Source organism: Paucibacter sp. B51, assembly GCF_027863535.1.
GTDB classification, from domain to species: domain Bacteria; phylum Pseudomonadota; class Gammaproteobacteria; order Burkholderiales; family Burkholderiaceae_C; genus Paucibacter_A; species Paucibacter_A aquatilis.
The window spans coordinates 4,939,815-4,964,226 of sequence record NZ_JAPIVN010000001.1 but is presented as its reverse complement, the minus strand read 5'-3'; the positions used below and the strand labels follow the sequence as shown (position 1 = coordinate 4,964,226).

Here is a 24,412-nt window from a genome sequence, read left to right as displayed (position 1 = left end):
CATGGCCCTTATGGGTAGGGCTACACACGTCATACAATGGCCGGTACAGAGGGCTGCCAACCCGCGAGGGGGAGCTAATCCCAGAAAACCGGTCGTAGTCCGGATCGTAGTCTGCAACTCGACTGCGTGAAGTCGGAATCGCTAGTAATCGCGGATCAGCTTGCCGCGGTGAATACGTTCCCGGCGATTACCACGGCAGGGTTCGTGACTGGGGTGAAGTCGTACGGAAGGTGCGGCTGGATCACCTCCTTTCTAGAAAATGGTCGAGCAGTTGTTTGCTGCGTGCAGCAGATGACCAGCGAGATCCACATGACTCATTTTTAAGCGCCCACACTTATCGGCTGTGAATACAACATCAGAGTAATAGCGTGAGCCTGCCGAGCTGGCCTCAACAGGCGAGCGTTACTGAGAGGCAGTGCACGCAAGAAACGCGTGGGTCTGTAGCTCAGTCGGTTAGAGCACCGTCTTGATAAGGCGGGGGGAGAGCACCTGCTTTGCAAGCAGGGGGTCGTCGGTTCGATCCCGTCATCCTCCACCAATTTACTCTGAAGGCATGGTTGACAAACCAAAGCATCCGTTGCGCGAAGGCGTGAGCGGTTGTTCTGGTTTGTCAGTCATAAGGCTCGAAAGAGTCGGCTGTTGTTCTTTAACAATTTGTAGAGTCGAATCAGCGCTGCTAGCGGAAAGCGCCATCTCGTAAAGGGGGTGAGCGTACCGTGCCGCTAGTAGCTTTTGATTGCGTCAAACACAAGACTTCAACTGAGCAAGAAATTGTTTAGATATGAAGAACGGCGTAACGCGTGAATACTCAATAAACGTATGGAGCTGAGAGGCTCTGTACGAGTCCTTGACGACAGTGCAGTCAGCGCTGTCAAAGTTATAGGGTCAAGTGACTAAGTGCATGTGGTGGATGCCTTGGCGATTACAGGCGACGAAGGACGTGATAGCCTGCGATAAGCTTCGGGGAGCTGGCAAATTAGCTTTGATCCGGAGATTTCCGAATGGGGAAACCCACCCCGCGAGGGGTAACTCTGACTGAATACATAGGTCATTGTGGCGAACCGGGTGAACTGAAACATCTCAGTAGCTCGAGGAAAAGACATCAACCGAGATTCCGAAAGTAGCGGCGAGCGAAATTGGAGTAGCCTTTACGTTTTAGCATCGTGTATATCAGAACGGAATGGAAAGTCCGGCCATAGCGGGTGATAGCCCCGTATGAGAATGCTGCGGTGTGGAACTAAGCGTAAGACAAGTAGGGCGGGACACGAGAAATCCTGTCTGAATATGGGGGGACCATCCTCCAAGGCTAAATACTCGTAATCGACCGATAGTGAACTAGTACCGTGAGGGAAAGGCGAAAAGAACCCCGGGAGGGGAGTGAAATAGATCCTGAAACCGCATGCATACAAAAAGTAGGAGCCCGCAAGGGTGACTGCGTACCTTTGTATAATGGGTCAGCGACTTACATTCAGTGGCGAGGTTAACCGAATAGGGAAGCCGTAGAGAAATCGAGTCCGAATAGGGCGAATTAGTCGCTGGGTGTAGACCCGAAACCAAGTGATCTATCCATGGCCAGGATGAAGGTACCGTAACAGGTGCTGGAGGTCCGAACCGACTAATGTTGCAAAATTAGCGGATGAGCTGTGGATAGGGGTGAAAGGCTAAACAAACTTGGAAATAGCTGGTTCTCTCCGAAAACTATTTAGGTAGTGCCTCAAGTATTACCATCGGGGGGGTCATGGCGACTTACCAAACCATTGCAAACTCCGAATACCGATGAGTACAGCTTGGGAGACAGAGCACCGGGTGCTAACGTCCGGACTCAAGAGGGAAACAACCCAGACCGCCAGCTAAGGTCCCCAAAATTGGCTAAGTGGGAAACGAAGTGGGAAGGCTAAAACAGTCAGGATGTTGGCTTAGAAGCAGCCATCATTTAAAGAAAGCGTAATAGCTCACTGATCGAGTCGTCCTGCGCGGAAGATGTAACGGGGCTAAGCCAGTTACCGAAGCTGCGGATGTGCAATTTATTGCACGTGGTAGGAGAGCGTTCTGTAAGCCTGTGAAGGTGGGTTGTGAAGCCTGCTGGAGGTATCAGAAGTGCGAATGCTGACATGAGTAGCGTTAAAGGGGGTGAAAAGCCCCCTCGCCGAAAGCGCAAGGTTTCCTACGCAACGTTCATCGGCGTAGGGTGAGTCGGCCCCTAAGGCGAGGCAGAGATGCGTAGCTGATGGGAAACAGGTAAATATTCCTGTACCGATCAATAGTGCGATGTGGGGACGGAGAAGGTTAGCTCAGCCAACTGTTGGAATAGTTGGTTCAAGCGTGTAGTCGTGCTCTTTAGGCAAATCCGGAGAGCTTAGATGAGGCGTGATAACGAGTCTGCTTGCAGACGAAGTGAGTGATACCCTGCTTCCAGGAAAAGCCACTAAGCTTCAGCTATTGACGACCGTACCGCAAACCGACACTGGTGCGCGAGATGAGTATTCTAAGGCGCTTGAGAGAACTCTGGAGAAGGAACTCGGCAAATTGACACCGTAACTTCGGAAGAAGGTGTGCCTCTAGTATGTGTAGAGATTTACTCTCGAAGCAGAATGGGGCCGCAGAGAATCGGTGGCTGCAACTGTTTATTAAAAACACAGCACTCTGCAAAGACGAAAGTCGACGTATAGGGTGTGACTCCTGCCCGGTGCTGGAAGATTAAATGATGGGGTGCAAGCTCTTGACTGAAGTCCCAGTAAACGGCGGCCGTAACTATAACGGTCCTAAGGTAGCGAAATTCCTTGTCGGGTAAGTTCCGACCTGCACGAATGGAGTAATGATGGCCACACTGTCTCCTCCAGAGACTCAGCGAAGTTGAAATGTTTGTGATGATGCAATCTCCCCGCGGAAAGACGGAAAGACCCCATGAACCTTTACTGTAGCTTTACATTGGACTTTGAACAGATCTGTGTAGGATAGGTGGGAGGCTTTGAAGTGAGGACGCTAGTTCTCATGGAGCCAACGTTGAAATACCACCCTGGTGTGTTTGAGGTTCTAACCTTGGTCCCTTATCGGGATTGGGGACAGTGTATGGTGGGCAGTTTGACTGGGGCGGTCTCCTCCCAAAGTGTAACGGAGGAGTTCGAAGGTACGCTAAATACGGTCGGAAATCGTGTTGATAGTGCATTGGCATAAGCGTGCTTGACTGCGAGACTGACAAGTCGAGCAGGTACGAAAGTAGGACAAAGTGATCCGGTGGTTCTGTATGGAAGGGCCATCGCTCAACGGATAAAAGGTACTCTGGGGATAACAGGCTGATACCGCCCAAGAGTTCATATCGACGGCGGTGTTTGGCACCTCGATGTCGGCTCATCTCATCCTGGGGCTGTAGCCGGTCCCAAGGGTATGGCTGTTCGCCATTTAAAGAGGTACGTGAGCTGGGTTTAAAACGTCGTGAGACAGTTTGGTCCCTATCTTCCGTGGGCGCTGCAAGATTGAGAGAGCCTGCTCCTAGTACGAGAGGACCGGAGTGGACGCACCTCTGGTGTATCGGTTGTCACGCCAGTGGCATCGCCGAGTAGCTAAGTGCGGAAGAGATAACCGCTGAAAGCATCTAAGCGGGAAACTCGTCTCAAGATGAGTCTTGCCGGGGCCTTGAGCCCCCTGAAGGGTCGTTCGAGACCAGGACGTTGATAGGCTGGGTGTGGAAGCGCAGTAATGCGTTAAGCTAACCAGTACTAATTGCCCGTGAGGCTTGACCCTATAACTTTGACAGTTCAGGCGATGGAAACATCAGCCGGTCTGATCAAGGATTATTGAGGACACAAGTTATACCGTTCTTCAGAAGTCAGATCATTCAACGAAATGATCCAACGTGTGAACGCAATCAAAACCAGCTGATTCGAAGTGCAATACATGACAAACTCATGTATACTGCGCAGCTCTACAAATTGGGCCTGTTGAAAATCTCTGACGAGACTTCAGCAAGCCAACCAGTTAAGCCTGATGACCATAGCGAGGCGGTCCCACTCCTTCCCATCCCGAACAGGACAGTGAAATGCCTCAGCGCCGATGATAGTGCGGGTTCCCGTGTGAAAGTAGGTCATCGTCAGGCTAATATCTATGCAAAACGCCCGGTCACATGGCCGGGCGTTTCTGTCTCTGAGTGTGGGTCTGCTAAGGCAGGTCGGGCACTCGGTCCCTAGATGCAAGCGAAGTCTGCCTGGTGTGTGGCAGCGTTTGCATCTGTGGATCCCGCCAGGCTAGGCCTGATGGTAAGCAGAGCAGAAGTTGCAGGCTGATGAAAATCGCATGCAATAGGTGTTGACGATAGTAAAAACATCAGTCATAATCTCGCTTCTGTGCTGTTGACGAGCTGCAAAGCAGTCGACGGACGCAAGACTCGATGCGAGTCGGTCTTGTCAAGATGAGCTTGGCTCTCTTGGTTCTTTAAAAATTAACAGCCGATAAGCGTGGGCGTTTGAAGGTGAGTTTTGATGCTCGGTGACGAGTATCAAGTCTCTTAGACTTTAAACGCTCACGGAAATTAGATGGAATCATGTAAATGGTTTTGTCGATTCCGTTGAGTAAATCAAGATCGAACTGTAGAGTTTGATCCTGGCTCAGATTGAACGCTGGCGGCATGCCTTACACATGCAAGTCGAACGGTAACAGGTTAAGCTGACGAGTGGCGAACGGGTGAGTAATGTATCGGAACGTGCCCAGTCGTGGGGGATAACTACTCGAAAGAGTGGCTAATACCGCATACGACCTGAGGGTGAAAGCGGGGGACCGTAAGGCCTCGCGCGATTGGAGCGGCCGATATCAGATTAGCTAGTTGGTGGGGTAAAAGCCCACCAAGGCGACGATCTGTAGCTGGTCTGAGAGGACGACCAGCCACACTGGGACTGAGACACGGCCCAGACTCCTACGGGAGGCAGCAGTGGGGAATTTTGGACAATGGACGCAAGTCTGATCCAGCCATGCCGCGTGCGGGAAGAAGGCCTTCGGGTTGTAAACCGCTTTTGTCAGGGAAGAAACGAGTTTCTCTAATACAGAGACTTAATGACGGTACCTGAAGAATAAGCACCGGCTAACTACGTGCCAGCAGCCGCGGTAATACGTAGGGTGCAAGCGTTAATCGGAATTACTGGGCGTAAAGCGTGCGCAGGCGGTTATGCAAGACAGAGGTGAAATCCCCGGGCTCAACCTGGGAACTGCCTTTGTGACTGCATAGCTAGAGTACGGCAGAGGGGGATGGAATTCCGCGTGTAGCAGTGAAATGCGTAGATATGCGGAGGAACACCGATGGCGAAGGCAATCCCCTGGGCCTGTACTGACGCTCATGCACGAAAGCGTGGGGAGCAAACAGGATTAGATACCCTGGTAGTCCACGCCCTAAACGATGTCAACTGGTTGTTGGGAGGGTTTCTTCTCAGTAACGTAGCTAACGCGTGAAGTTGACCGCCTGGGGAGTACGGCCGCAAGGTTGAAACTCAAAGGAATTGACGGGGACCCGCACAAGCGGTGGATGATGTGGTTTAATTCGATGCAACGCGAAAAACCTTACCTACCCTTGACATGCCAGGAATCCTGCAGAGATGTGGGAGTGCTCGAAAGAGAACCTGGACACAGGTGCTGCATGGCCGTCGTCAGCTCGTGTCGTGAGATGTTGGGTTAAGTCCCGCAACGAGCGCAACCCTTGTCATTAGTTGCTACGAAAGGGCACTCTAATGAGACTGCCGGTGACAAACCGGAGGAAGGTGGGGATGACGTCAGGTCATCATGGCCCTTATGGGTAGGGCTACACACGTCATACAATGGCCGGTACAGAGGGCTGCCAACCCGCGAGGGGGAGCTAATCCCAGAAAACCGGTCGTAGTCCGGATCGTAGTCTGCAACTCGACTGCGTGAAGTCGGAATCGCTAGTAATCGCGGATCAGCTTGCCGCGGTGAATACGTTCCCGGGTCTTGTACACACCGCCCGTCACACCATGGGAGCGGGTTCTGCCAGAAGTAGTTAGCCTAACCGCAAGGGGGGCGATTACCACGGCAGGGTTCGTGACTGGGGTGAAGTCGTAACAAGGTAGCCGTATCGGAAGGTGCGGCTGGATCACCTCCTTTCTAGAAAATGGTCGAGCAGTTGTTTGCTGCGTGCAGCAGATGACCAGCGAGATCCACATGACTCATTTTTAAGCGCCCACACTTATCGGCTGTGAATACAACATCAGAGTAATAGCGTGAGCCTGCCGAGCTGGCCTCAACAGGCGAGCGTTACTGAGAGGCAGTGCACGCAAGAAACGCGTGGGTCTGTAGCTCAGTCGGTTAGAGCACCGTCTTGATAAGGCGGGGGTCGCTGGTTCGAATCCAGCCAGACCCACCACGGATTTGAAGAGATCCCGGGGGATTAGCTCAGCTGGGAGAGCACCTGCTTTGCAAGCAGGGGGTCGTCGGTTCGATCCCGTCATCCTCCACCAATTTACTCTGAAGGCATGGTTGACAAACCAAAGCATCCGTTGCGCGAAGGCGTGAGCGGTTGTTCTGGTTTGTCAGTCATAAGGCTCGAAAGAGTCGGCTGTTGTTCTTTAACAATTTGTAGAGTCGAATCAGCGCTGCTAGCGGAAAGCGCCATCTCGTAAAGGGGGTGAGCGTACCGTGCCGCTAGTAGCTTTTGATTGCGTCAAACACAAGACTTCAACTGAGCAAGAAATTGTTTAGATATGAAGAACGGCGTAACGCGTGAATACTCAATAAACGTATGGAGCTGAGAGGCTCTGTACGAGTCCTTGACGACAGTGCAGTCAGCGCTGTCAAAGTTATAGGGTCAAGTGACTAAGTGCATGTGGTGGATGCCTTGGCGATTACAGGCGACGAAGGACGTGATAGCCTGCGATAAGCTTCGGGGAGCTGGCAAATTAGCTTTGATCCGGAGATTTCCGAATGGGGAAACCCACCCCGCGAGGGGTAACTCTGACTGAATACATAGGTCATTGTGGCGAACCGGGTGAACTGAAACATCTCAGTAGCTCGAGGAAAAGACATCAACCGAGATTCCGAAAGTAGCGGCGAGCGAAATTGGAGTAGCCTTTACGTTTTAGCATCGTGTATATCAGAACGGAATGGAAAGTCCGGCCATAGCGGGTGATAGCCCCGTATGAGAATGCTGCGGTGTGGAACTAAGCGTAAGACAAGTAGGGCGGGACACGAGAAATCCTGTCTGAATATGGGGGGACCATCCTCCAAGGCTAAATACTCGTAATCGACCGATAGTGAACTAGTACCGTGAGGGAAAGGCGAAAAGAACCCCGGGAGGGGAGTGAAATAGATCCTGAAACCGCATGCATACAAAAAGTAGGAGCCCGCAAGGGTGACTGCGTACCTTTTGTATAATGGGTCAGCGACTTACATTCAGTGGCGAGGTTAACCGAATAGGGAAGCCGTAGAGAAATCGAGTCCGAATAGGGCGAATTAGTCGCTGGGTGTAGACCCGAAACCAAGTGATCTATCCATGGCCAGGATGAAGGTACCGTAACAGGTGCTGGAGGTCCGAACCGACTAATGTTGCAAAATTAGCGGATGAGCTGTGGATAGGGGTGAAAGGCTAAACAAACTTGGAAATAGCTGGTTCTCTCCGAAAACTATTTAGGTAGTGCCTCAAGTATTACCATCGGGGGTAGAGCACTGTTATGGCTAGGGGGTCATGGCGACTTACCAAACCATTGCAAACTCCGAATACCGATGAGTACAGCTTGGGAGACAGAGCACCGGGTGCTAACGTCCGGACTCAAGAGGGAAACAACCCAGACCGCCAGCTAAGGTCCCCAAAATTGGCTAAGTGGGAAACGAAGTGGGAAGGCTAAAACAGTCAGGATGTTGGCTTAGAAGCAGCCATCATTTAAAGAAAGCGTAATAGCTCACTGATCGAGTCGTCCTGCGCGGAAGATGTAACGGGGCTAAGCCAGTTACCGAAGCTGCGGATGTGCAATTTATTGCACGTGGTAGGAGAGCGTTCTGTAAGCCTGTGAAGGTGGGTTGTGAAGCCTGCTGGAGGTATCAGAAGTGCGAATGCTGACATGAGTAGCGTTAAAGGGGGTGAAAAGCCCCCTCGCCGAAAGCGCAAGGTTTCCTACGCAACGTTCATCGGCGTAGGGTGAGTCGGCCCCTAAGGCGAGGCAGAGATGCGTAGCTGATGGGAAACAGGTAAATATTCCTGTACCGATCAATAGTGCGATGTGGGGACGGAGAAGGTTAGCTCAGCCAACTGTTGGAATAGTTGGTTCAAGCGTGTAGTCGTGCTCTTTAGGCAAATCCGGAGAGCTTAGATGAGGCGTGATAACGAGTCTGCTTGCAGACGAAGTGAGTGATACCCTGCTTCCAGGAAAAGCCACTAAGCTTCAGCTATTGACGACCGTACCGCAAACCGACACTGGTGCGCGAGATGAGTATTCTAAGGCGCTTGAGAGAACTCTGGAGAAGGAACTCGGCAAATTGACACCGTAACTTCGGAAGAAGGTGTGCCTCTAGTATGTGTAGAGATTTACTCTCGAAGCAGAATGGGGCCGCAGAGAATCGGTGGCTGCAACTGTTTATTAAAAACACAGCACTCTGCAAAGACGAAAGTCGACGTATAGGGTGTGACTCCTGCCCGGTGCTGGAAGATTAAATGATGGGGTGCAAGCTCTTGACTGAAGTCCCAGTAAACGGCGGCCGTAACTATAACGGTCCTAAGGTAGCGAAATTCCTTGTCGGGTAAGTTCCGACCTGCACGAATGGAGTAATGATGGCCACACTGTCTCCTCCAGAGACTCAGCGAAGTTGAAATGTTTGTGATGATGCAATCTCCCCGCGGAAAGACGGAAAGACCCCATGAACCTTTACTGTAGCTTTACATTGGACTTTGAACAGATCTGTGTAGGATAGGTGGGAGGCTTTGAAGTGAGGACGCTAGTTCTCATGGAGCCAACGTTGAAATACCACCCTGGTGTGTTTGAGGTTCTAACCTTGGTCCCTTATCGGGATTGGGGACAGTGTATGGTGGGCAGTTTGACTGGGGCGGTCTCCTCCCAAAGTGTAACGGAGGAGTTCGAAGGTACGCTAAATACGGTCGGAAATCGTGTTGATAGTGCATTGGCATAAGCGTGCTTGACTGCGAGACTGACAAGTCGAGCAGGTACGAAAGTAGGACAAAGTGATCCGGTGGTTCTGTATGGAAGGGCCATCGCTCAACGGATAAAAGGTACTCTGGGGATAACAGGCTGATACCGCCCAAGAGTTCATATCGACGGCGGTGTTTGGCACCTCGATGTCGGCTCATCTCATCCTGGGGCTGTAGCCGGTCCCAAGGGTATGGCTGTTCGCCATTTAAAGAGGTACGTGAGCTGGGTTTAAAACGTCGTGAGACAGTTTGGTCCCTATCTTCCGTGGGCGCTGCAAGATTGAGAGAGCCTGCTCCTAGTACGAGAGGACCGGAGTGGACGCACCTCTGGTGTATCGGTTGTCACGCCAGTGGCATCGCCGAGTAGCTAAGTGCGGAAGAGATAACCGCTGAAAGCATCTAAGCGGGAAACTCGTCTCAAGATGAGTCTTGCCGGGGCCTTGAGCCCCCTGAAGGGTCGTTCGAGACCAGGACGTTGATAGGCTGGGTGTGGAAGCGCAGTAATGCGTTAAGCTAACCAGTACTAATTGCCCGTGAGGCTTGACCCTATAACTTTGACAGTTCAGGCGATGGAAACATCAGCCGATCTGATCAAGGATTATTGAGGACACAAGTTATACCGTTCTTCAGAAGTCAGATCATTCAACGAAATGATCCAACGTGTGAACGCAATCAAAACCAGCTGATTCGAAGTGCAATACATGACAAGCTCATGTATACTGCGCAGCTCTACAAATTGGGCCTGTTGAAAATCTCTGACGAGACTTCAGCAAGCCAACCAGTTAAGCCTGATGACCATAGCGAGGCGGTCCCACTCCTTCCCATCCCGAACAGGACAGTGAAATGCCTCAGCGCCGATGATAGTGCGGGTTCCCGTGTGAAAGTAGGTCATCGTCAGGCTAATATCTATGCAACGCCCCCGGTTCGAAAGAATCGGGGGCGTTTTGCTTTATAGGTCGCAAATCCTTGTGGCGATGAAAATTTTGCCTTGGATCGGCCAGGCACCTTGCGCCGTGCCTTTGGATTCAATATGAAGCGAAGGCATAGCGGGAAGATTGTTTTGGCGCGCTCTTCCTCAGGCGCTATCAACACCTAAGCTCGCCCCCATGCGTTCGATACGTCGACGCAAAAAATCTTCGGCGAGGCCGGGTTCCGGTTGTAGGCGTTGGCCGATATAAAGCTCCTGGCGACGTTCTGCAATTTGGCTTCGCAGGCGTTGGACCATCACATGGAATGGGTCCAGCCCCAATTTTTCGGCCCGACTGATGGCCTGCCAGAGTTGGTGCATGGGGTGGGCTTCGAGCGCAACACGGTGGGCTTGAACCACGCGGAGACGGCCTTGTACCGAGTTCTCGCAGCGGCTGAGCCATTCGCGCAAGGCGTCGGCATTGCCTCCGGTGACTTTGAGTGGATCTTCTCCGGCAGCCAGGAGTAGTGCTTCCAGGCGTGTTCGGTTTTCTGAGGCGTAGGCTTCGTTCACCAGCATCATGGCTTGCTCGCGGCGCTGACGCTCGTTCTCGTTGTCGGCGAAATCAGGATGCAGACGCATGGCTGCGCGCCGATACAAAGTCTTTAAGCTCGGTGGCGGCAGATCGATCACCCCGGCAGCGGGTTCCGCGGGAAGTGGGGGTGCTGTGGGCAAGAAAGGGATGGTTGGCAAGGCCGTGGCTTGCGGCGCACGTGGCGTGCGAGCTGAAATGCCATTGCGGCGCAAAGCTTCGGCCAAGTATTGGGTGGCCGTGTGTAACTGCGATTCCAGAGCATCCAATTCCAAATAGGAGGAGCCAAGGGTGGCCACATACCGGTCGACGAAAGCCCTCAGGTGGCCATGCAGTTCGAAGAATTCCTGCTCCTGGGCTTGCAAATAGCGCTGCAGCTCTCGCAATTGAGCCCTTCGGCGGTCCAGTCCATGCCTTGAAAGTGCAGATTTGTTCATGGCACCGAGTGAGTGGGTTGGACGGTCATTCAAACAGTTCTATTGTGGCGTGACGAGTGAAGTTCCTGAAATGAAAACAGCCCCCGCAGGGGCTGTTTTATCTCGGGGCTAACCCGTGTGAGCCTGCCAATCGGCGAATCGCTCGCTCCAGTACTTTTGATTCAGTCTGTCAAGGTTGAGAGGCGGCGGCGCTGGCTTGTTCCGCAGCTGAGCCTGGCGCCGCGGTAAGCACCTTGGTGTCGGACGCAGCCTGTGGCGAATCGGTCGGTTGTGCAGCAATGGCGGCTGGGCTGTTCGTGCCGTGGGCTGCGGCCGGTGCCGTGGTGGGCAAAGGCAGCAGCGGAACGATCAGCAAGGCCACGATGTTGATGATCTTGATCAGCGGGTTGACGGCAGGGCCGGCGGTGTCTTTGTAGGGGTCACCGACCGTATCGCCCGTCACCGCGGCCTTGTGAGCTTCCGAGCCCTTGCCGCCGTGGTGGCCGTCTTCGATGTATTTCTTGGCGTTGTCCCAAGCGCCGCCGCCGGTGCACATGGAAATGGCGACAAAGAGGCCGGTGACGATGGTGCCCATCAGCAGGCCGCCCAATGCGGCGGGGCCGAGCAGCAGGCCGACCAAGACCGGTACCACCACGGGCAGCAGTGAGGGCACGATCATTTCCTTGATCGCTGCAGTGGTCAGCATGTCGACGGCGGTGCCATACTCGGGCTTACCGCTGCCATCCATGATGCCCTTGATGTCGCGGAACTGGCGGCGAACTTCGACGACCACCGCGCCCGCAGCACGGCCGACCGCTTCCATGGCCATGGCGCCGAACAGATAGGGGATCAGGCCGCCGATGAACAGGCCCACGATGACTTTGGGGTCGCTGAGGTCGAAGCTCACGCTCAGGCCGCGGCTTTCCAGCGAGTGGGTGTAGTCCGCGAACAGCACCAGCGCGGCAAGGCCGGCCGAGCCAATGGCGTAGCCCTTGGTCACGGCCTTGGTGGTGTTGCCCACGGCGTCCAGGGGGTCCGTCACGTCGCGCACGCTGGAAGGCAGTTCGGACATCTCGGCAATGCCGCCGGCGTTGTCGGTGATGGGGCCGTAGGCGTCCAGTGCAACGACGATGCCGGCCATGCTCAGCATGGATGTGGCGGCCACGGCGATCGCGTACAGACCGCCGAGTTGATAGGTCGCCAAAATGGCGGCGCAGACAAACAGCACGGGCCATGCCGTCGAACGCATCGACACGCCCAGGCCCGCGATGATGTTGGTGCCGTGACCGGTGGTGGACGCTTGTGCGATGTGTTTGACGGGGGAGTACTGGGTGCCGGTGTAGAACTCGGTGATCCAGACCAGGGCTGCGGTCAGCACCAAGCCGACGGCGCAAGCGCCGAACAAGCGCATGCGGGTGCCGGCACCCAGGGCGTCATCGGGCACGACTGCATTGGTGACGAAGTAGAAGGCGATCAGGGACAGCACGCCGGCTACCGCCAGGCCTTTGTAAAGCGCCGGCATCACATTCTTCATGCCAGGTGAGGCTTTGACGAAGTAGCAGCCGATGATGGACGCGATGATGGACACGCCGCCCAGCATCAGCGGGTAGAGGATGGCGGCCATCGGTGCGGCAGTGACCACCAGAGCGCCCAGCGCCATGGTGGCGATCAAGGTGACCGCATAGGTCTCGAACAAGTCAGCGGCCATGCCGGCGCAGTCGCCGACGTTGTCGCCGACGTTGTCGGCGATCACCGCCGGGTTGCGCGGGTCGTCCTCGGGAATGCCGGCTTCGACCTTGCCCACCAGGTCAGCGCCCACATCGGCGCCCTTGGTGAAAATGCCGCCACCCAGGCGAGCGAAGATGGAGATCAGCGAAGAGCCGAAGGCAAAGCCCAGCAAGGGCTTGAGCGTGGCGGAATCCACCTTCTCGCCACCACTGAGGTACCAGAAGAACAGGCTCACGCCCAGCAAGCCCAGGCCCACGACCAGCATGCCGGTGATGGCGCCGCCCTTGAACGCGACATCCAGCGCCGGGCCGATGCCCTTGGTGGCGGCCTGGGCGGTGCGCACATTGGCACGCACCGAGACATTCATGCCGATGAAGCCGCAGGCGCCCGAAAGCACCGCGCCCAAGACAAAGCCGATGGCGGTGCGCAGGTCCAGGAAGAAGGCAATCAAAAGGGTCAGCACGACGCCGACCACGGCAATTGTCTTGTACTGCCGTGCGAGGTAGGCGGCGGCTCCTTGTTGGATGGCCGCGGCGATTTCCTGCATGCGGGGATTGCCCGCGTCCTGACTCAAGATCCAGCTTCTCTGGATGAAACCATACAAGACTGCGGCGATACCGCAGGCCAGCGCGAAGTACAGCGCCAATTGGGTCGTCATGAACGGGTCTCCTGTTGGTGTAACTGCCAAATCGGAATGCGCCTCGATGCCCCTACGCCAGACCTGCACGGTGGCGGCTCAGGTCGCTGCGTTTGATGCTACGGGAAGGGCTTTGCGTAAAGCAATCGAGCGCTCTGGGTGTTTACCCAGTGTTTGCGGGTAAACGATGCGCTGACGCCCAGACCCAGCGGTGTGCCGCAAGCGCTGGTGTTGCAGCTTGCGCCACCGCTGTCACGGCGGTGTAAGCGGAGCCCTTAGAATCCGGGTTTCCCCTCGCGTTAGACCAAGAGAATCATGAGCCTGCACAACGTCACACCCGGCGCCAAGGCGCCCGAACAGTTCAACGTCATCATCGAGATCCCGATGAACGCCGACCCGATCAAGTACGAGGTCGACAAGGAAACCGGCGCCATGTTCGTGGACCGCTTCATGACCACGGCCATGCACTATCCCTGCAACTACGGCTACATCCCGCAGACCCTGTCGGATGACGGCGACCCGGTGGATGTGCTGGTGGTGACGCCGTACCCGCTGACCCCGGGCGTGGTGGTCACCTGCCGCGCGGTGGGCGTGCTGAAGATGGAAGATGAAGCAGGCGGCGACGCCAAGCTGCTGGCCGTGCCCATCGAGAAGATCCTGCCGATGTACACCCACTGGCAAAAGCCCGAGGACGTGAACAAGATGCGCCTGAACGCCATCCAGCATTTCTTCGAGCACTACAAGGACCTGGAGCCCGGCAAGTGGGTCAAGGTGCAAGGCTGGGAAGGCCCTGAAGCCGCCAAGGCTGAAATCACCGCCGGCATCGAAAACTACGCCAAGGCTCAGGCCAAGGCCTGAGTTCCTGCTGGCTGAGGCTGGCTCCTCAGTAACGCTGCGTTCAGCCTGCCGCCGCAAAAGCGCCCGCACAGCCTTGTGCCGGCGCTTTTTTTGTGGCCATTGAGGACGGCAAGCGCCGGACAGGGGTCAGCTGGGCTTGAAGGGCTGGTGCAATTCCAGCTCGTTGACGTAGGCATGCATGGCTTGCCCCTCGCGCCCGAGGAATTCCGCCACGGCCTGGCTGAAGTCCGGGTGTGCCAGCCAGTGGCTGGAGCCGGTGCTGACCGGCATCAGGCCCCGCGCCATCTTGTGCTCGCCCTGCGCGCCTCCTTCGAAGCGCTGGTAGCCCCGGGCGATGCACCAGCGCAAGGGCTGGTAGTAGCAGGCCTCGAAGTGAAGGCAGGAGATGGCTTCGGTTGCCCCCCAGTAACGTCCAAACGCCACGCCTTGCTCCGGGTCCAGCGCGATCAGTGAGGCGGCCACCGCCTGTCCCTCGCGCCGGGCGATGAACAGCAGCCAGTGTTCGGGCATGCGCTGTGCCATGAGCCGAAAAAAGTCCCTCGTCAGATAGGGCCGGCTGTGGTGGGCGCGGTAGGTCAGCTGGTAACAGCGGTAGAAGAAATCCCAATCCGCCTCTTGAATCTCCGTGCCCTGGCGAGCTTCGAAGCTCACGCCGGCCTCGCGCACTTTGCGTTCTTCCTGCTGAATCTTTTTGCGCTTCTCGCGCTGCAGCGAGGCGAGGAAGTCCTCGAAGTCTCGGTAAGGTGTATCTGAGCGATTGCTCCAATGGAACTGCACGCCGTTGCGCGCCATCCAGCCCCCCGCGCTTGCCGCGGACTGCTCCGCTTCGTTCGCAAACAGGATGTGCGCGGAGGACAGCGATTGTTGGCGCGCCAGAGTCAGCAGCGCATCCAGGAGAAACTGTCGCGCAGCCCCATCCGCGGCCAGCAGCCGAGCGCCGGGCACCGGGGTGAAGGGCACGGCCACCAGCAGCTTGGGGTAGTAGTCCAGGCCATGGCGTTGGTAGGCATCGGCCCAGGCCCAGTCGAACACGTACTCGCCGTAGGAGTGGCTCTTCAAATAGGCCGGGCAGGCCGCGATCAAGCGCTCGCCCTGCCAGACACTCAGGAACTGCGCCTGCCAACCCGTGGCGGCCGTGGCGCTGCCCGATTGCTGCAGCGCTTGCAGGTATTCCAGGCGCATGAATGGCGTGGCCTGGGCTTGCTCGGCCAGCAAGGCATTCCAGGCGTCGAGAGGCAGCTCCTGCAGGTCGGAATGGACCCGGATGACATAATCGGCCGAGCTAGTTTTCATCTGTGTGAGGCCCATGTCCGTGAAAGTCGCGCTTGCGCAAATCAATGTCACCGTCGGTGATCTCGCGGGCAACGCCAGAAAGATTGTCGAGTTCGCGCGCCGCGCCCATGAGGCCGGCGCCCAGCTCTTGCTGACCCCCGAACTGAGCCTGTGCGGCTATCCGCCCGAAGATCTGTTGCTGCGGCCTGCATTCATGCAGGCCTGCGATGAGCAGCTGCATTGGATCGCCAGCGAACTGGCTGATTGCTCGGGTTTGCATGTCGTCGTCGGCCATCCACTGCAACGCGAGGGAGCGACGGATCTTAGGTCCAAGAGCTGGGCCGTGCCGGCGCGCTTCAATGCAGCCTCAGTGCTGGCAGGGGGACAGGTCTTGCGCAGCTATGCCAAGCGCGAGCTGCCCAATTACCAGGTCTTTGACGAGCGGCGCTATTTCGTCTCGGGTCGAGATGCGGGCGAGGCGCCTCTGGTCTTTGAGGTCGGCGGTTTGCGTTTTGGCTTGAACATCTGCGAAGACGCCTGGTTCGACGAACCCGCCCGCGCCGCCAAGGCGGCCGGCGCCCAGGTGCTGTGCGTGCTCAATGCCTCGCCCTTCCATCTGGGCAAGGTGGCCGAGCGCGAGGCGCGCATGGCCGAGCGGGTGGCCGATGTGGGCTTGCCCTTGCTCTATGCCCATCTGGTGGGCGGGCAGGATGAGGTGGTGTTTGATGGCGCGTCGTTCGCGCTTGACGCCCAAGGCCAGCTCGCTGCTCGGGCAGCCATGTTCGAAGAGGATCTGCTGCTGATCGAACTGGATGCCCAGGGTCACGTCCAGGGTCAGGTCTTGCCCCTGCCGGAGCTGGAGGCCCAAGCCTGGGGCGCTTTGGTCACCGGCGTGCGGGATTACATCGGCAAGAACGGCTTCCCGGGGGCTTTGATCGGCCTGTCCGGCGGCATCGATTCGGCCCTGGTGTTGGCCATTGCGGTCGATGCACTGGGCGCCGACAAGGTGCGTACGGTGATGATGCCTTCGCCCTACACGGCGGATATTTCCTGGATCGACGCCCGCGATATGGCGGAGCGCCTGGGCGTGCGCTACGACGAAAAATCCATCGTGCCCATGTTCGAGGCTTTCAACGCCAGCCTGGCTGAGGAGTTCCAGGGCTTGCCGCTGGACGCGACCGAAGAAAACATCCAGGCCCGCATCCGCGGCACTTTGCTGATGGCGCTGTCCAACAAGTTCGGCTCCATCGTGCTGACCACCGGCAACAAGAGCGAAATGGCCACCGGCTACTGCACGCTGTACGGCGATATGGCCGGTGGCTTTGCCGTCATCAAGGATGTTGCCAAGACCTTGGTCTTCCGCCTGGCGCGCTGGCGTAACGAGCAGCCCACGCGGCGTGCCGATGGCACGGTCGGCCCCATCATCCCCGAACGCATCATCACCCGGCCGCCCTCGGCCGAGCTACGCCCCGATCAGAAGGATCAGGACAGTCTGCCGCCGTACGAGGTGCTGGACGCCATCCTCGCCCGCTATATGGAAGAGGATCAGTCTCTGGCCGAGATTGTCGCGGCGGGCTTTGATCCGGCCGATGTCGAGCGTGTGACCCGGCTGATCAAGATCAACGAATACAAGCGCCGTCAGGCACCCATCGGCATTCGCATCACCCATCGCGCTTTCGGGCGGGATTGGCGCTATCCGATTACCTCGAAGTTCCGTGCTTAAATCCCCAGGTCCCCATCTTTCCAGGAGCATCCGTCCATGAAGCAGATCACCGCCATCATCAAGCCATTCAAGCTGGACGAAGTCCGCGAATCGCTGGCCGAGGTGGGCGCATCGGGCTTGACCGTCACCGAAGTCAAGGGCTTTGGCCGTCAGAAAGGCCACACCGAGCTCTACCGCGGCGCCGAGTACGTGGTGGACTTCCTGCCCAAGGTGAAGGTGGAGGTGGTGGTCAAGGACGAAGACGTCGAGCGCTGCATCGACGCCATCCTCAAGGCCGCCAAGACCGGCAAGATCGGCGACGGCAAGATCTTTGTCACCCCGGTTGAACAGGTCGTGCGCATTCGCACCGGTGAGACCGACGAAGCCGCGGTCTGAGACCTCTCGTCAGCGGTTCGCGCCGCTGACGCCATGAGGCGCTCGGCCGCCTTGGCTCAGGCCATGAAGCGCTGCCACAAGGCTGCGCCCCACACACCGACGCACAGCAGCAGAGCAAGCAGCACGGCGGCGCTGGCCAGATCCTTGGCCCGCTTGGACAGATCGTGGATCTCGAAGGACACGCGGTCGATCGCGGCTTCGATGCCCGAGTTCAGCAGCTCGACGATCAGCACCAGCAGCAGCGAGCCCAGCAGCAGCGACACCTGCACCCAGCCCTCGCCCAGCCAGAAAGCGGCCGGCGTGGCCAGGATCAACAGCCAGACCTCCTGGCGAAACGCACTTTCCCCGGTGTAGGCCGCCTTCAGTCCGGACATGGAATAGCCGGCCGCATGGATGATGCGGTCGATGCCGGTACGGCCCTTGTGCGGGTTGCTCATCTCGAAGTGCTCACTTGGATTTAGGAGTCGGGACCTGGCTGACCAACTGGGTGCGGCCGATCACATCATGCAGGAACTGCCCGCCAGGCAGTACCCGGCTCAGTGCGGCATAGCCCAGCAAACCGAGCAGGCCCACCACACTGATGGCGCCAAAGCCCAGGCCGTGCTGGCGCATCTGCAGTGCAGCCATCACCGGCAGCAGCCACCAGGCGAAGCTCAAAACATAGCGCAGCAGGGCCTGACCCACGCTCAGGGGCTGGCCATCGAGGCGCAGCACACGGATGTGCCAGGTCTTCATCGGCAGGGTCTGGCCGCTGCGACTCCAGAAATAGACGAAGTAGGCGCCAAAGCTGCAAGCCAAGGCCAGCATCAAGCCGTTGCGGTGCTCCAGTGCGTGGCGTTGTTGCGCCAGCGGTGAGTACACCAGGCCCGTGGCCATGGCCACCGCAAACAGCAGGATTCCTTCATACAGGAAAGCCGCCAGGCGTCGCGCCAAGCCGGGCGCCCGCGCCGGCGCGGGTGTCAGGGAATCAGAGTCGCTCATGGATCAGGGGGCGGACGCGGCAGTGCTCGCTGGGGGAGGGGCGGAAGCCGTTGCGGCCGCTGGTGCGGCCGAAGCCGGGCGCCGCTTGGGCAGCAAGGTCTTGCTGTCGACCAAGCTGGGGTCGGCCCACACCTTGGTTTGGCCCGCGCGCTGGTGGCTGGGGCGCAGCGCATGCTGTGTGATCAGCACCGTGCTGACCCCCGGTTTTGCTTGCAGCACAGAAGGGGCCACCGGCTTGACAGGCAAGCTCTTGGGCAGGGCTGGCACAAGATTGGATTTGGTCTGGCTTGCGATGGCGGCTGCAGCCGGAACGCCGACCTTCTTCGGCGCCTGCTTTTTGGCTGCCTTGTCCGCAAGTTGCTGGCGCTTCTCCGGCGGCAGGGCCTGGTAGGCCTCCCATTTGGCCTGGCGGTCACCTGGATTCAATTGCTGGGCGGCGGCTTGGAAGCCGGCTCGCGCTTGCTGGCGTTCGGCGGCACTGAGTCGTGTCCAATCGCGCATACGCTCTTGCATGCGCGCTTGCTCTTCCGCCGGCAGACCGGGAAAGCGTTGAGCCACTTCCAGCCATTTGCTCTTGCGGCCGGTGTCCAGACCGTCCCAATCGCGTTCGAGCGGGGCCAAGATCTTCTTTTGCGCCGCGCTCAAGGCCGTCCAGTTCGGAGGGAGCAAGGCCGTCCCGGCACCGAGGATAGGAGCGGGCGCTCGCTTGACCGCCGAGGCGGCGGTGGCCGGGGGCAGAGCCTTGGGCGGTGGCACGGCGCTGGCTGCAGGAGCGATTGCGCCCGGCACGCTGGCGGCTTCGCTGACCGGCGTCGGAATCTGCGCCAAGGCTGTCGACGTGATCAGGCTCAGCAAAGCGGCAGCGAGCCCGCCGCAGAAAGTCGTCGAGAGGTCGGACCGGATGGACGCGCCTTTCGAGGGGGCAATGGTGCGCATCCGTCAGTCTTGCTCGTCGCTCAAGAATTCAGAGAAACCTGGGTCGCTGTAAGCCGAAGGGGGCAGGTTGTCGGCCAGCAAGGCCGTGTCCACTTCGGCAGCGGCCAGAATTTGCTCGTAGAACTGACCATGCTGAATCAGTGCCAGGCCAAGAACCAGCATGAACAGCGGCATCAGCGAGGCGAACTTCAGCCAGCGCGGCGACCCTTTGCCCCCGAACAGGGCCAAGCTGGCGCCGTTGCGCACCAGCTGGGTGCTGGGCGCGAGTTCGCTCTGGGCCGCGCGGGCGCTGCGCGCCTTGAGCAGGGCCTGCTCGCGGGCGAAACGCAGGCGTTCGGAAACATCGGCCGGCAAGGCCTGGTTGCGTTCGCTCAGGCCAGCGGCCACGCGCAGGCCGAAACGTGCCACGCGGGCGTCCAGCTCTTGCGCAAACTGTGAGTGCTTCGACGTGTTCATAGTGTGATTCCCTTGGCCTTCAGCGATTTTGCCAATGCATGCGTGGCTCGGGAGCAGTGAGTTTTAACACTGCCTTCCGAGCATCCCATGACGCTGGCGGTCTCCGCGACATCCAGTTCCTCCCAGTAACGCAGCAGGAAGGCTTCCCGTTGACGCGCCGGCAGCTCCGCCACTTCCGCATCAATGACCTGCAAGATCTGGGCCCGCGACACCTCGTCGGCCGCGCTCAAGGCGCCCAGCGCGCCCTCCTGGCCTTCCAGCATTTCGAGCAGGTCGAAATCGCCGTCGTCGTCGCTGCCTTCGAAGTCCGACATGTTTTGCATCACCCCGTTGCGCACCTTCTTGCGCCGGAAGTAATCCATGGTCGCGTTGGACAGGATGCGCTGGAACAGCATGGGCAGTTCGGCCGCCGGGCGGTCGAAGTACTTTTCGGCCAGGCGGATCATGGCGTCTTGCACGATGTCCAGCGCGGCATCGTCGTCACGCACCATGTAGGCGGTGCGTTTGAACGCGCGTTGGTCGACGCTGCGCAGGAAATCGTTGAGTTCTTTGTCGGTGGCCAAGGAGGAGGAGGGCGGCAAGCCCGGACTGGCAAAACAGCGCGAAGTATCGCATTGCGTGGCGCCAGAGCGCCGTTCTAGGCGAGCAAGTCGACGGAGGCGCACCCGAGTCGGTGCATAATGTTGCTTCGCACAATGAAGTCACTGGTCTCAGACTGGCTTGCCCGACCCGGGTGCCAAGTTTTTTGATCGCGCAGGTTCCGAGTCCACCTCACAAGGGTGCGAGAAGGGACACCGATGGTTTTTCGTTAGAGAAATTCACAAAGGTTCGAAATGGACATGTCTAGCGCGGAAGTCAAGCGCGTTGCGGCCTCGGATGGTCGTGCGCAGCCTCACTCCTCAAATTCCCCCTCCTCGTCGGAACTCAATGGTTCCGAGATCCTGGTGCGCTGCCTGCAAGCCGAAGGTGTTCAATTCCTTTGGGGCTATCCCGGCGGCGCGGTGCTGTACATCTACGACGCACTGTACAAACAGGAAACCATCCAACACGTTCTGGTTCGCCATGAGCAGGCTGCCGTGCATGCCGCTGACGGCTATGCCCGCGCCACCGGCGATGTCGGCGTTGCACTGGTGACCTCGGGTCCGGGTGTGACCAATGCCATCACCGGCATTGCCACGGCCTATATGGACTCGATCCCCATGGTGATCGTGACCGGCCAGGTGCCCACGCCGGCGATCGGCCTGGACGCCTTCCAGGAATGCGACACCGTCGGCATCACCCGGCCCATCGTCAAGCACAACTTCCTGGTCAAGGATGTGCGCGATTTGGCCATGACGATGAAGAAAGCCTTCCACATCGCCCGCACCGGCCGGCCCGGTCCGGTGGTGGTGGACATCCCCAAGGATGTCTCCATGGCCAAGCTGGGCGCTGCCTTCGAGTACCCCAAGCATGTGGAGATGCGCTCCTACAACCCGGCGCGCAAGGGCCACTCGGGCCAGATCCGCAAGGCCGTGCAGCTCTTGCTGCAGGCCAAACGCCCCTACATCTACTCGGGTGGCGGCGTCATCTTGGGCGAGTCCTCAGCCGAGCTGCGTGAGCTGGTCAATCTGCTGGGCTACCCCTGCACCAACACCTTGATGGGCCTGGGCGCCATTCCCTCGAGTGACCCCAAGTTCCTGGGCATGCTGGGCATGCACGGCACCTACGAAGCGAATATGACCATGCAGCACTGCGATGTGCTGCTGGCCGTGGGCGCGCGTTTCGATGACCGGGTGATCGGCAACCCCAAGCACTTCGCCCAGGTCGAGCGCAAGATCATCCATGTGGACATCGACCCGTCCTCGATCTCCAAGCGTGTGCGCGTGGACATCCCCATCGTCGGTGACGTCAAGGACGTGCTGCAAGAGCTGATCTTTCAGATCAAGGAAGCACAGGCCAAGCCCGATTCGGCCTCCATCAATGCCTGGTGGAGCCAGATCAACGAATGGCGTCGCCGCGAATGTCTGGCCTACAAGCCGTCCACCGAGGTGATCAAGCCGCAGATGGTGGTCGAGACCTTGTGGAACCTGACCAAGGACCGCGACGCCTACATCACCTCCGATGTGGGGCAGCACCAGATGTGGGCGGCCCAGTTCTACCGCTTCGAAGAACCGCGCCGCTGGATCAACTCCGGCGGCCTCGGCACCATGGGTGTGGGCCTGCCCTACGCCATGGGCATCAAGCTGGCCAAGCCGGAATCGGACGTGTTCTGCGTCACCGGCGAGGGCAGCATCCAGATGTGCATCCAGGAACTGTCCACCTGCCAGCAGTACAAGACGCCGGTCAAGATCGTCGCCTTGAACAACCGCTACCTCGGCATGGTGCGTCAGTGGCAGGAGCTCGACTATGGCAAGCGCTACTCCCACAGCTATATGGAAGCGCTGCCCGATTTCGTCAAGCTGGCCGAGGCCTACGGCCATGTCGGCCTGCTGGTCGAAAAGCCCGGTGATGTCGAAGGCGCGCTGCGTGAAGCCATGCGCCTGAAGGACCGCACGGTCTTTCTCGACATCCGCACCGATCCGGCCGAGAACGTCTGGCCCATGGTCCAGGCGGGCAAGGGTATTTCGGAAATGCGCCTGGGGTCCGAGGACCTGTGAGTGCCTGAGGGCAGGGCCTGGGTGCCAGCGTTACCGCGCTGATGCCAGAGGCCCTGCTCGCAGCACTCCGCCCAAGCCTCGCACCTGTTTCCCTCCATCGAAGAGCGTGGCCAAGAGCCGTCGGTTACCGCCGCCGGATTGAAGAGCGCGAAGGACGAGACCACACCCATGAAACACATCATTGCACTGCTCATCGAGAACGAGCCGGGCGCGCTGTCGCGCGTCGTCGCCTTGTTCTCCGCCCGTGGCTACAACATCGAGAGCCTGACCGTGGCGCCGACCGAGGATGCATCCTTGTCGCGCATGACCATCGTCACCACCGGTTCGGACGAGGTGATCGAGCAGATCACCAAGCACCTGAACCGCCTGATCGAAGTGGTCAAGGTCGTGGACCTGACCGAAGGCAATTACACCGAGCGCGAGCTCATGCTCATCAAGGTGCGCGCGGTCGGCAAGGAGCGCGAAGAGATGAAGCGCACCGCCGACATCTTCCGCGGCCGCATCATCGATGTGACCGAGAAGACCTACACCATCGAGCTGACCGGCGATGCCAGCAAGCTCGATGCCTTCATCGGCGCGATCGACCGCGCCTCCATCCTTGAAACGGTGCGCACCGGCACCAGCGGCATCGGCCGCGGCGAGCGCATTCTGCGCCTTTGATGACGCCCCAGTTCATCAGATCCTTCTGGCAGTACCCACCCCTTCTTTTTCGACCGATTCACTGAATTTTTCTGGAGACCGACATGAACGTTTTTTATGACAAGGACGCCGACCTCAGCCTCATCAAGGGCAAGAACGTCACCATCATCGGCTACGGCTCACAAGGCCATGCCCATGCGCAAAATCTGAACGACAGCGGCGTCAAGGTCACCGTCGGTCTGCGCCGCAGCGGCGCGTCCTGGGCCAAGGCCGAGAATGCCGGCCTGAAGGTGGCCGAAATCGCCGAGGCCGTGAAGGCCGCCGATGTGGTCATGATCCTGCTGCCCGACGAGCAGATCGCCGAGGTCTACAAGAACGAGGTCGAGCCCAACATCAAGCCCGGCGCTTCGTTGGCCTTCGCTCACGGCTTCAATGTGCACTACGGCCAGGTCACGCCGCGCGCCGATCTGGATGTCTGGATGGTCGCGCCCAAGGCCCCCGGCCACACCGTGCGCGGCACCTACACCCAGGGTGGCGGCGTGCCCCACCTGATCGCTGTCTACGCCGACAAGACCGGCCGCGCCCGCGACCTGGCTCTGAGCTACGCCTCCGCCAACGGCGGCGGCAAGGCCGGCATCATCGAGACCAACTTCCGCGAAGAGACCGAGACCGATCTGTTCGGCGAACAAGCCGTGCTGTGCGGCGGCGCTGTAGAGCTGATCAAGGCGGGCTTTGAAACCCTGACCGAAGCCGGCTACGCGCCCGAAATGGCCTACTTCGAGTGCCTGCACGAGCTGAAGTTGATCGTCGACCTGATTTATGAAGGCGGTATCGCCAACATGAACTACTCGATCTCCAACAATGCCGAGTACGGCGAGTACGTGACCGGCCCGCGCGTGGTGACCGAGGCAACCAAGAACGCCATGCGTCAGTGCCTGAAGGACATCCAGACTGGTGAGTACGCCAAGAGCTTCATCCTGGAAAACAAGGCCGGCGCACCGACCCTGCTGAGCCGTCGCCGCCTGACCGCCGAGCATCCGATCGAGCAAGTGGGCGAGAAGCTGCGCGCCATGATGCCCTGGATCAAGAAGAACCGCTTGGTCGATCAGAGCAAGAACTGAGT

14 protein-coding genes, 2 tRNA genes and 6 rRNA genes are annotated in these 24,412 nt (G+C 58.5%); 14 read left to right on the top strand and 8 right to left on the bottom strand.

The genetic code is table 11. The features are described 5' to 3' along the window. The 8 genes from OOB33_RS21000 to rrf (OOB33_RS20965) all read left to right on the top strand — a co-directional run. Nucleotides 1-252: ribosomal RNA gene (locus OOB33_RS21000) — 16S ribosomal RNA — on the top strand; the annotation flags it as partial. Between the two features lie 631 nt (nt 253-883). After that, nucleotides 884-3,741 (top strand): 23S ribosomal RNA (locus OOB33_RS20995). Nucleotides 3,742-3,980: 239 nt separating this feature from the next. Further along, nucleotides 3,981-4,093 (top strand): 5S ribosomal RNA (gene rrf, locus OOB33_RS20990). A gap of 485 nt (nt 4,094-4,578) precedes the next feature. Beyond that, nucleotides 4,579-6,102 (top strand): 16S ribosomal RNA (locus OOB33_RS20985). A 182-nt stretch (nt 6,103-6,284) separates the two neighbouring features. Next, a tRNA-Ile gene (locus OOB33_RS20980) sits at nt 6,285-6,361 on the top strand. An 18-nt stretch (nt 6,362-6,379) separates the two neighbouring features. After that, nucleotides 6,380-6,455 (top strand) — tRNA-Ala (locus tag OOB33_RS20975). Nucleotides 6,456-6,800: 345 nt separating this feature from the next. Further along, nucleotides 6,801-9,681 (top strand): 23S ribosomal RNA (locus OOB33_RS20970). Nucleotides 9,682-9,920: 239 nt separating this feature from the next. Beyond that, a 5S ribosomal RNA gene (gene rrf, locus OOB33_RS20965) occupies nt 9,921-10,033 on the top strand. Between the two features lie 175 nt (nt 10,034-10,208). Here the strand turns inward: rrf (OOB33_RS20965) and OOB33_RS20960 are convergent. Both OOB33_RS20960 and OOB33_RS20955 read right to left on the bottom strand, forming a co-directional pair. Further along, on the bottom strand, nt 10,209-11,069 hold the full coding sequence (locus OOB33_RS20960; protein WP_271009993.1) for a J domain-containing protein: 861 nt from the start codon (nt 11,067-11,069) through the stop codon (nt 10,209-10,211). Between the two features lie 169 nt (nt 11,070-11,238). Next, complete coding sequence (locus OOB33_RS20955; protein WP_102769752.1) at nt 11,239-13,434, bottom strand: sodium-translocating pyrophosphatase; 2,196 nt, start codon at nt 13,432-13,434, stop codon at nt 11,239-11,241. A gap of 294 nt (nt 13,435-13,728) precedes the next feature. Here OOB33_RS20955 and ppa point away from each other — a divergent pair, with 294 nt between their 5' ends. Then, nucleotides 13,729-14,271 carry an inorganic diphosphatase gene (gene ppa / locus OOB33_RS20950; RefSeq protein WP_102769753.1) on the top strand — a complete coding sequence of 181 codons (543 nt, stop codon included), beginning with the start codon at nt 13,729-13,731 and terminating at the stop codon, nt 14,269-14,271. A gap of 126 nt (nt 14,272-14,397) precedes the next feature. Here the strand turns inward: ppa and OOB33_RS20945 are convergent, their stop codons facing one another. After that, a complete protein-coding gene (locus OOB33_RS20945) occupies nt 14,398-15,564 on the bottom strand; it encodes a GNAT family N-acetyltransferase (protein WP_271009992.1) in 1,167 nt (388 codons plus the stop codon). 13 nt (nt 15,565-15,577) lie between these two features. Between OOB33_RS20945 and OOB33_RS20940 the strand changes: the two genes are divergently transcribed. Next, complete coding sequence (locus OOB33_RS20940) at nt 15,578-17,266, top strand: NAD+ synthase (protein WP_271009991.1); 1,689 nt, start codon at nt 15,578-15,580, stop codon at nt 17,264-17,266. 36 nt (nt 17,267-17,302) lie between these two features. Continuing rightward, nucleotides 17,303-17,641: a P-II family nitrogen regulator gene (locus OOB33_RS20935; protein ID WP_102769755.1), complete on the top strand. Its 339-nt coding sequence runs from the start codon at nt 17,303-17,305 to the stop codon at nt 17,639-17,641. Between the two features lie 56 nt (nt 17,642-17,697). Here OOB33_RS20935 and OOB33_RS20930 read toward each other — a convergent pair whose 3' ends face one another. From OOB33_RS20930 to OOB33_RS20910, 5 genes are read right to left on the bottom strand one after another with little or no spacing between them, the layout of a single operon-like run. Further along, nucleotides 17,698-18,078 carry a diacylglycerol kinase gene (locus OOB33_RS20930; protein WP_102769756.1) on the bottom strand — a complete coding sequence of 127 codons (381 nt, stop codon included), beginning with the start codon at nt 18,076-18,078 and terminating at the stop codon, nt 17,698-17,700. 10 nt (nt 18,079-18,088) lie between these two features. Next, nucleotides 18,089-18,622, bottom strand: coding sequence for an RDD family protein (locus tag OOB33_RS20925; protein ID WP_171827928.1), 534 nt, complete (start codon nt 18,620-18,622; stop codon nt 18,089-18,091). Nucleotides 18,623-18,625: 3 nt separating this feature from the next. After that, nucleotides 18,626-19,558 (bottom strand): DUF3106 domain-containing protein, encoded by a 933-nt coding sequence (locus tag OOB33_RS20920; RefSeq protein ID WP_271009990.1) that lies wholly within the window; start codon nt 19,556-19,558, stop codon nt 18,626-18,628. 3 nt (nt 19,559-19,561) lie between these two features. Then, nucleotides 19,562-20,014: a DUF3619 family protein gene (locus OOB33_RS20915; protein ID WP_102769759.1), complete on the bottom strand. Its 453-nt coding sequence runs from the start codon at nt 20,012-20,014 to the stop codon at nt 19,562-19,564. Beyond that, on the bottom strand, nt 20,011-20,577 hold the full coding sequence (locus tag OOB33_RS20910; protein WP_271009989.1) for an RNA polymerase sigma factor: 567 nt from the start codon (nt 20,575-20,577) through the stop codon (nt 20,011-20,013). Before OOB33_RS20910 ends, OOB33_RS20915 begins: the two co-directional genes overlap by 4 nt. A gap of 270 nt (nt 20,578-20,847) precedes the next feature. On the opposite strand from OOB33_RS20910, the gene OOB33_RS20905 reads away from it, so the two are divergent. From OOB33_RS20905 to ilvC, 3 genes are all read left to right on the top strand, one after another. Then, on the top strand, nt 20,848-22,650 hold the full coding sequence (locus OOB33_RS20905) for an acetolactate synthase 3 catalytic subunit (protein WP_271009988.1): 1,803 nt from the start codon (nt 20,848-20,850) through the stop codon (nt 22,648-22,650). A gap of 168 nt (nt 22,651-22,818) precedes the next feature. Further along, complete coding sequence (ilvN, locus tag OOB33_RS20900; RefSeq protein WP_102769762.1) at nt 22,819-23,310, top strand: acetolactate synthase small subunit; 492 nt, start codon at nt 22,819-22,821, stop codon at nt 23,308-23,310. Nucleotides 23,311-23,393: 83 nt separating this feature from the next. Continuing rightward, nucleotides 23,394-24,410, top strand: a complete 1,017-nt coding sequence (gene ilvC, locus OOB33_RS20895) for a ketol-acid reductoisomerase (protein ID WP_263520937.1) — start codon at nt 23,394-23,396, stop codon at nt 24,408-24,410. The last annotated feature ends 2 nt before the right edge of the window (nt 24,411-24,412 follow it).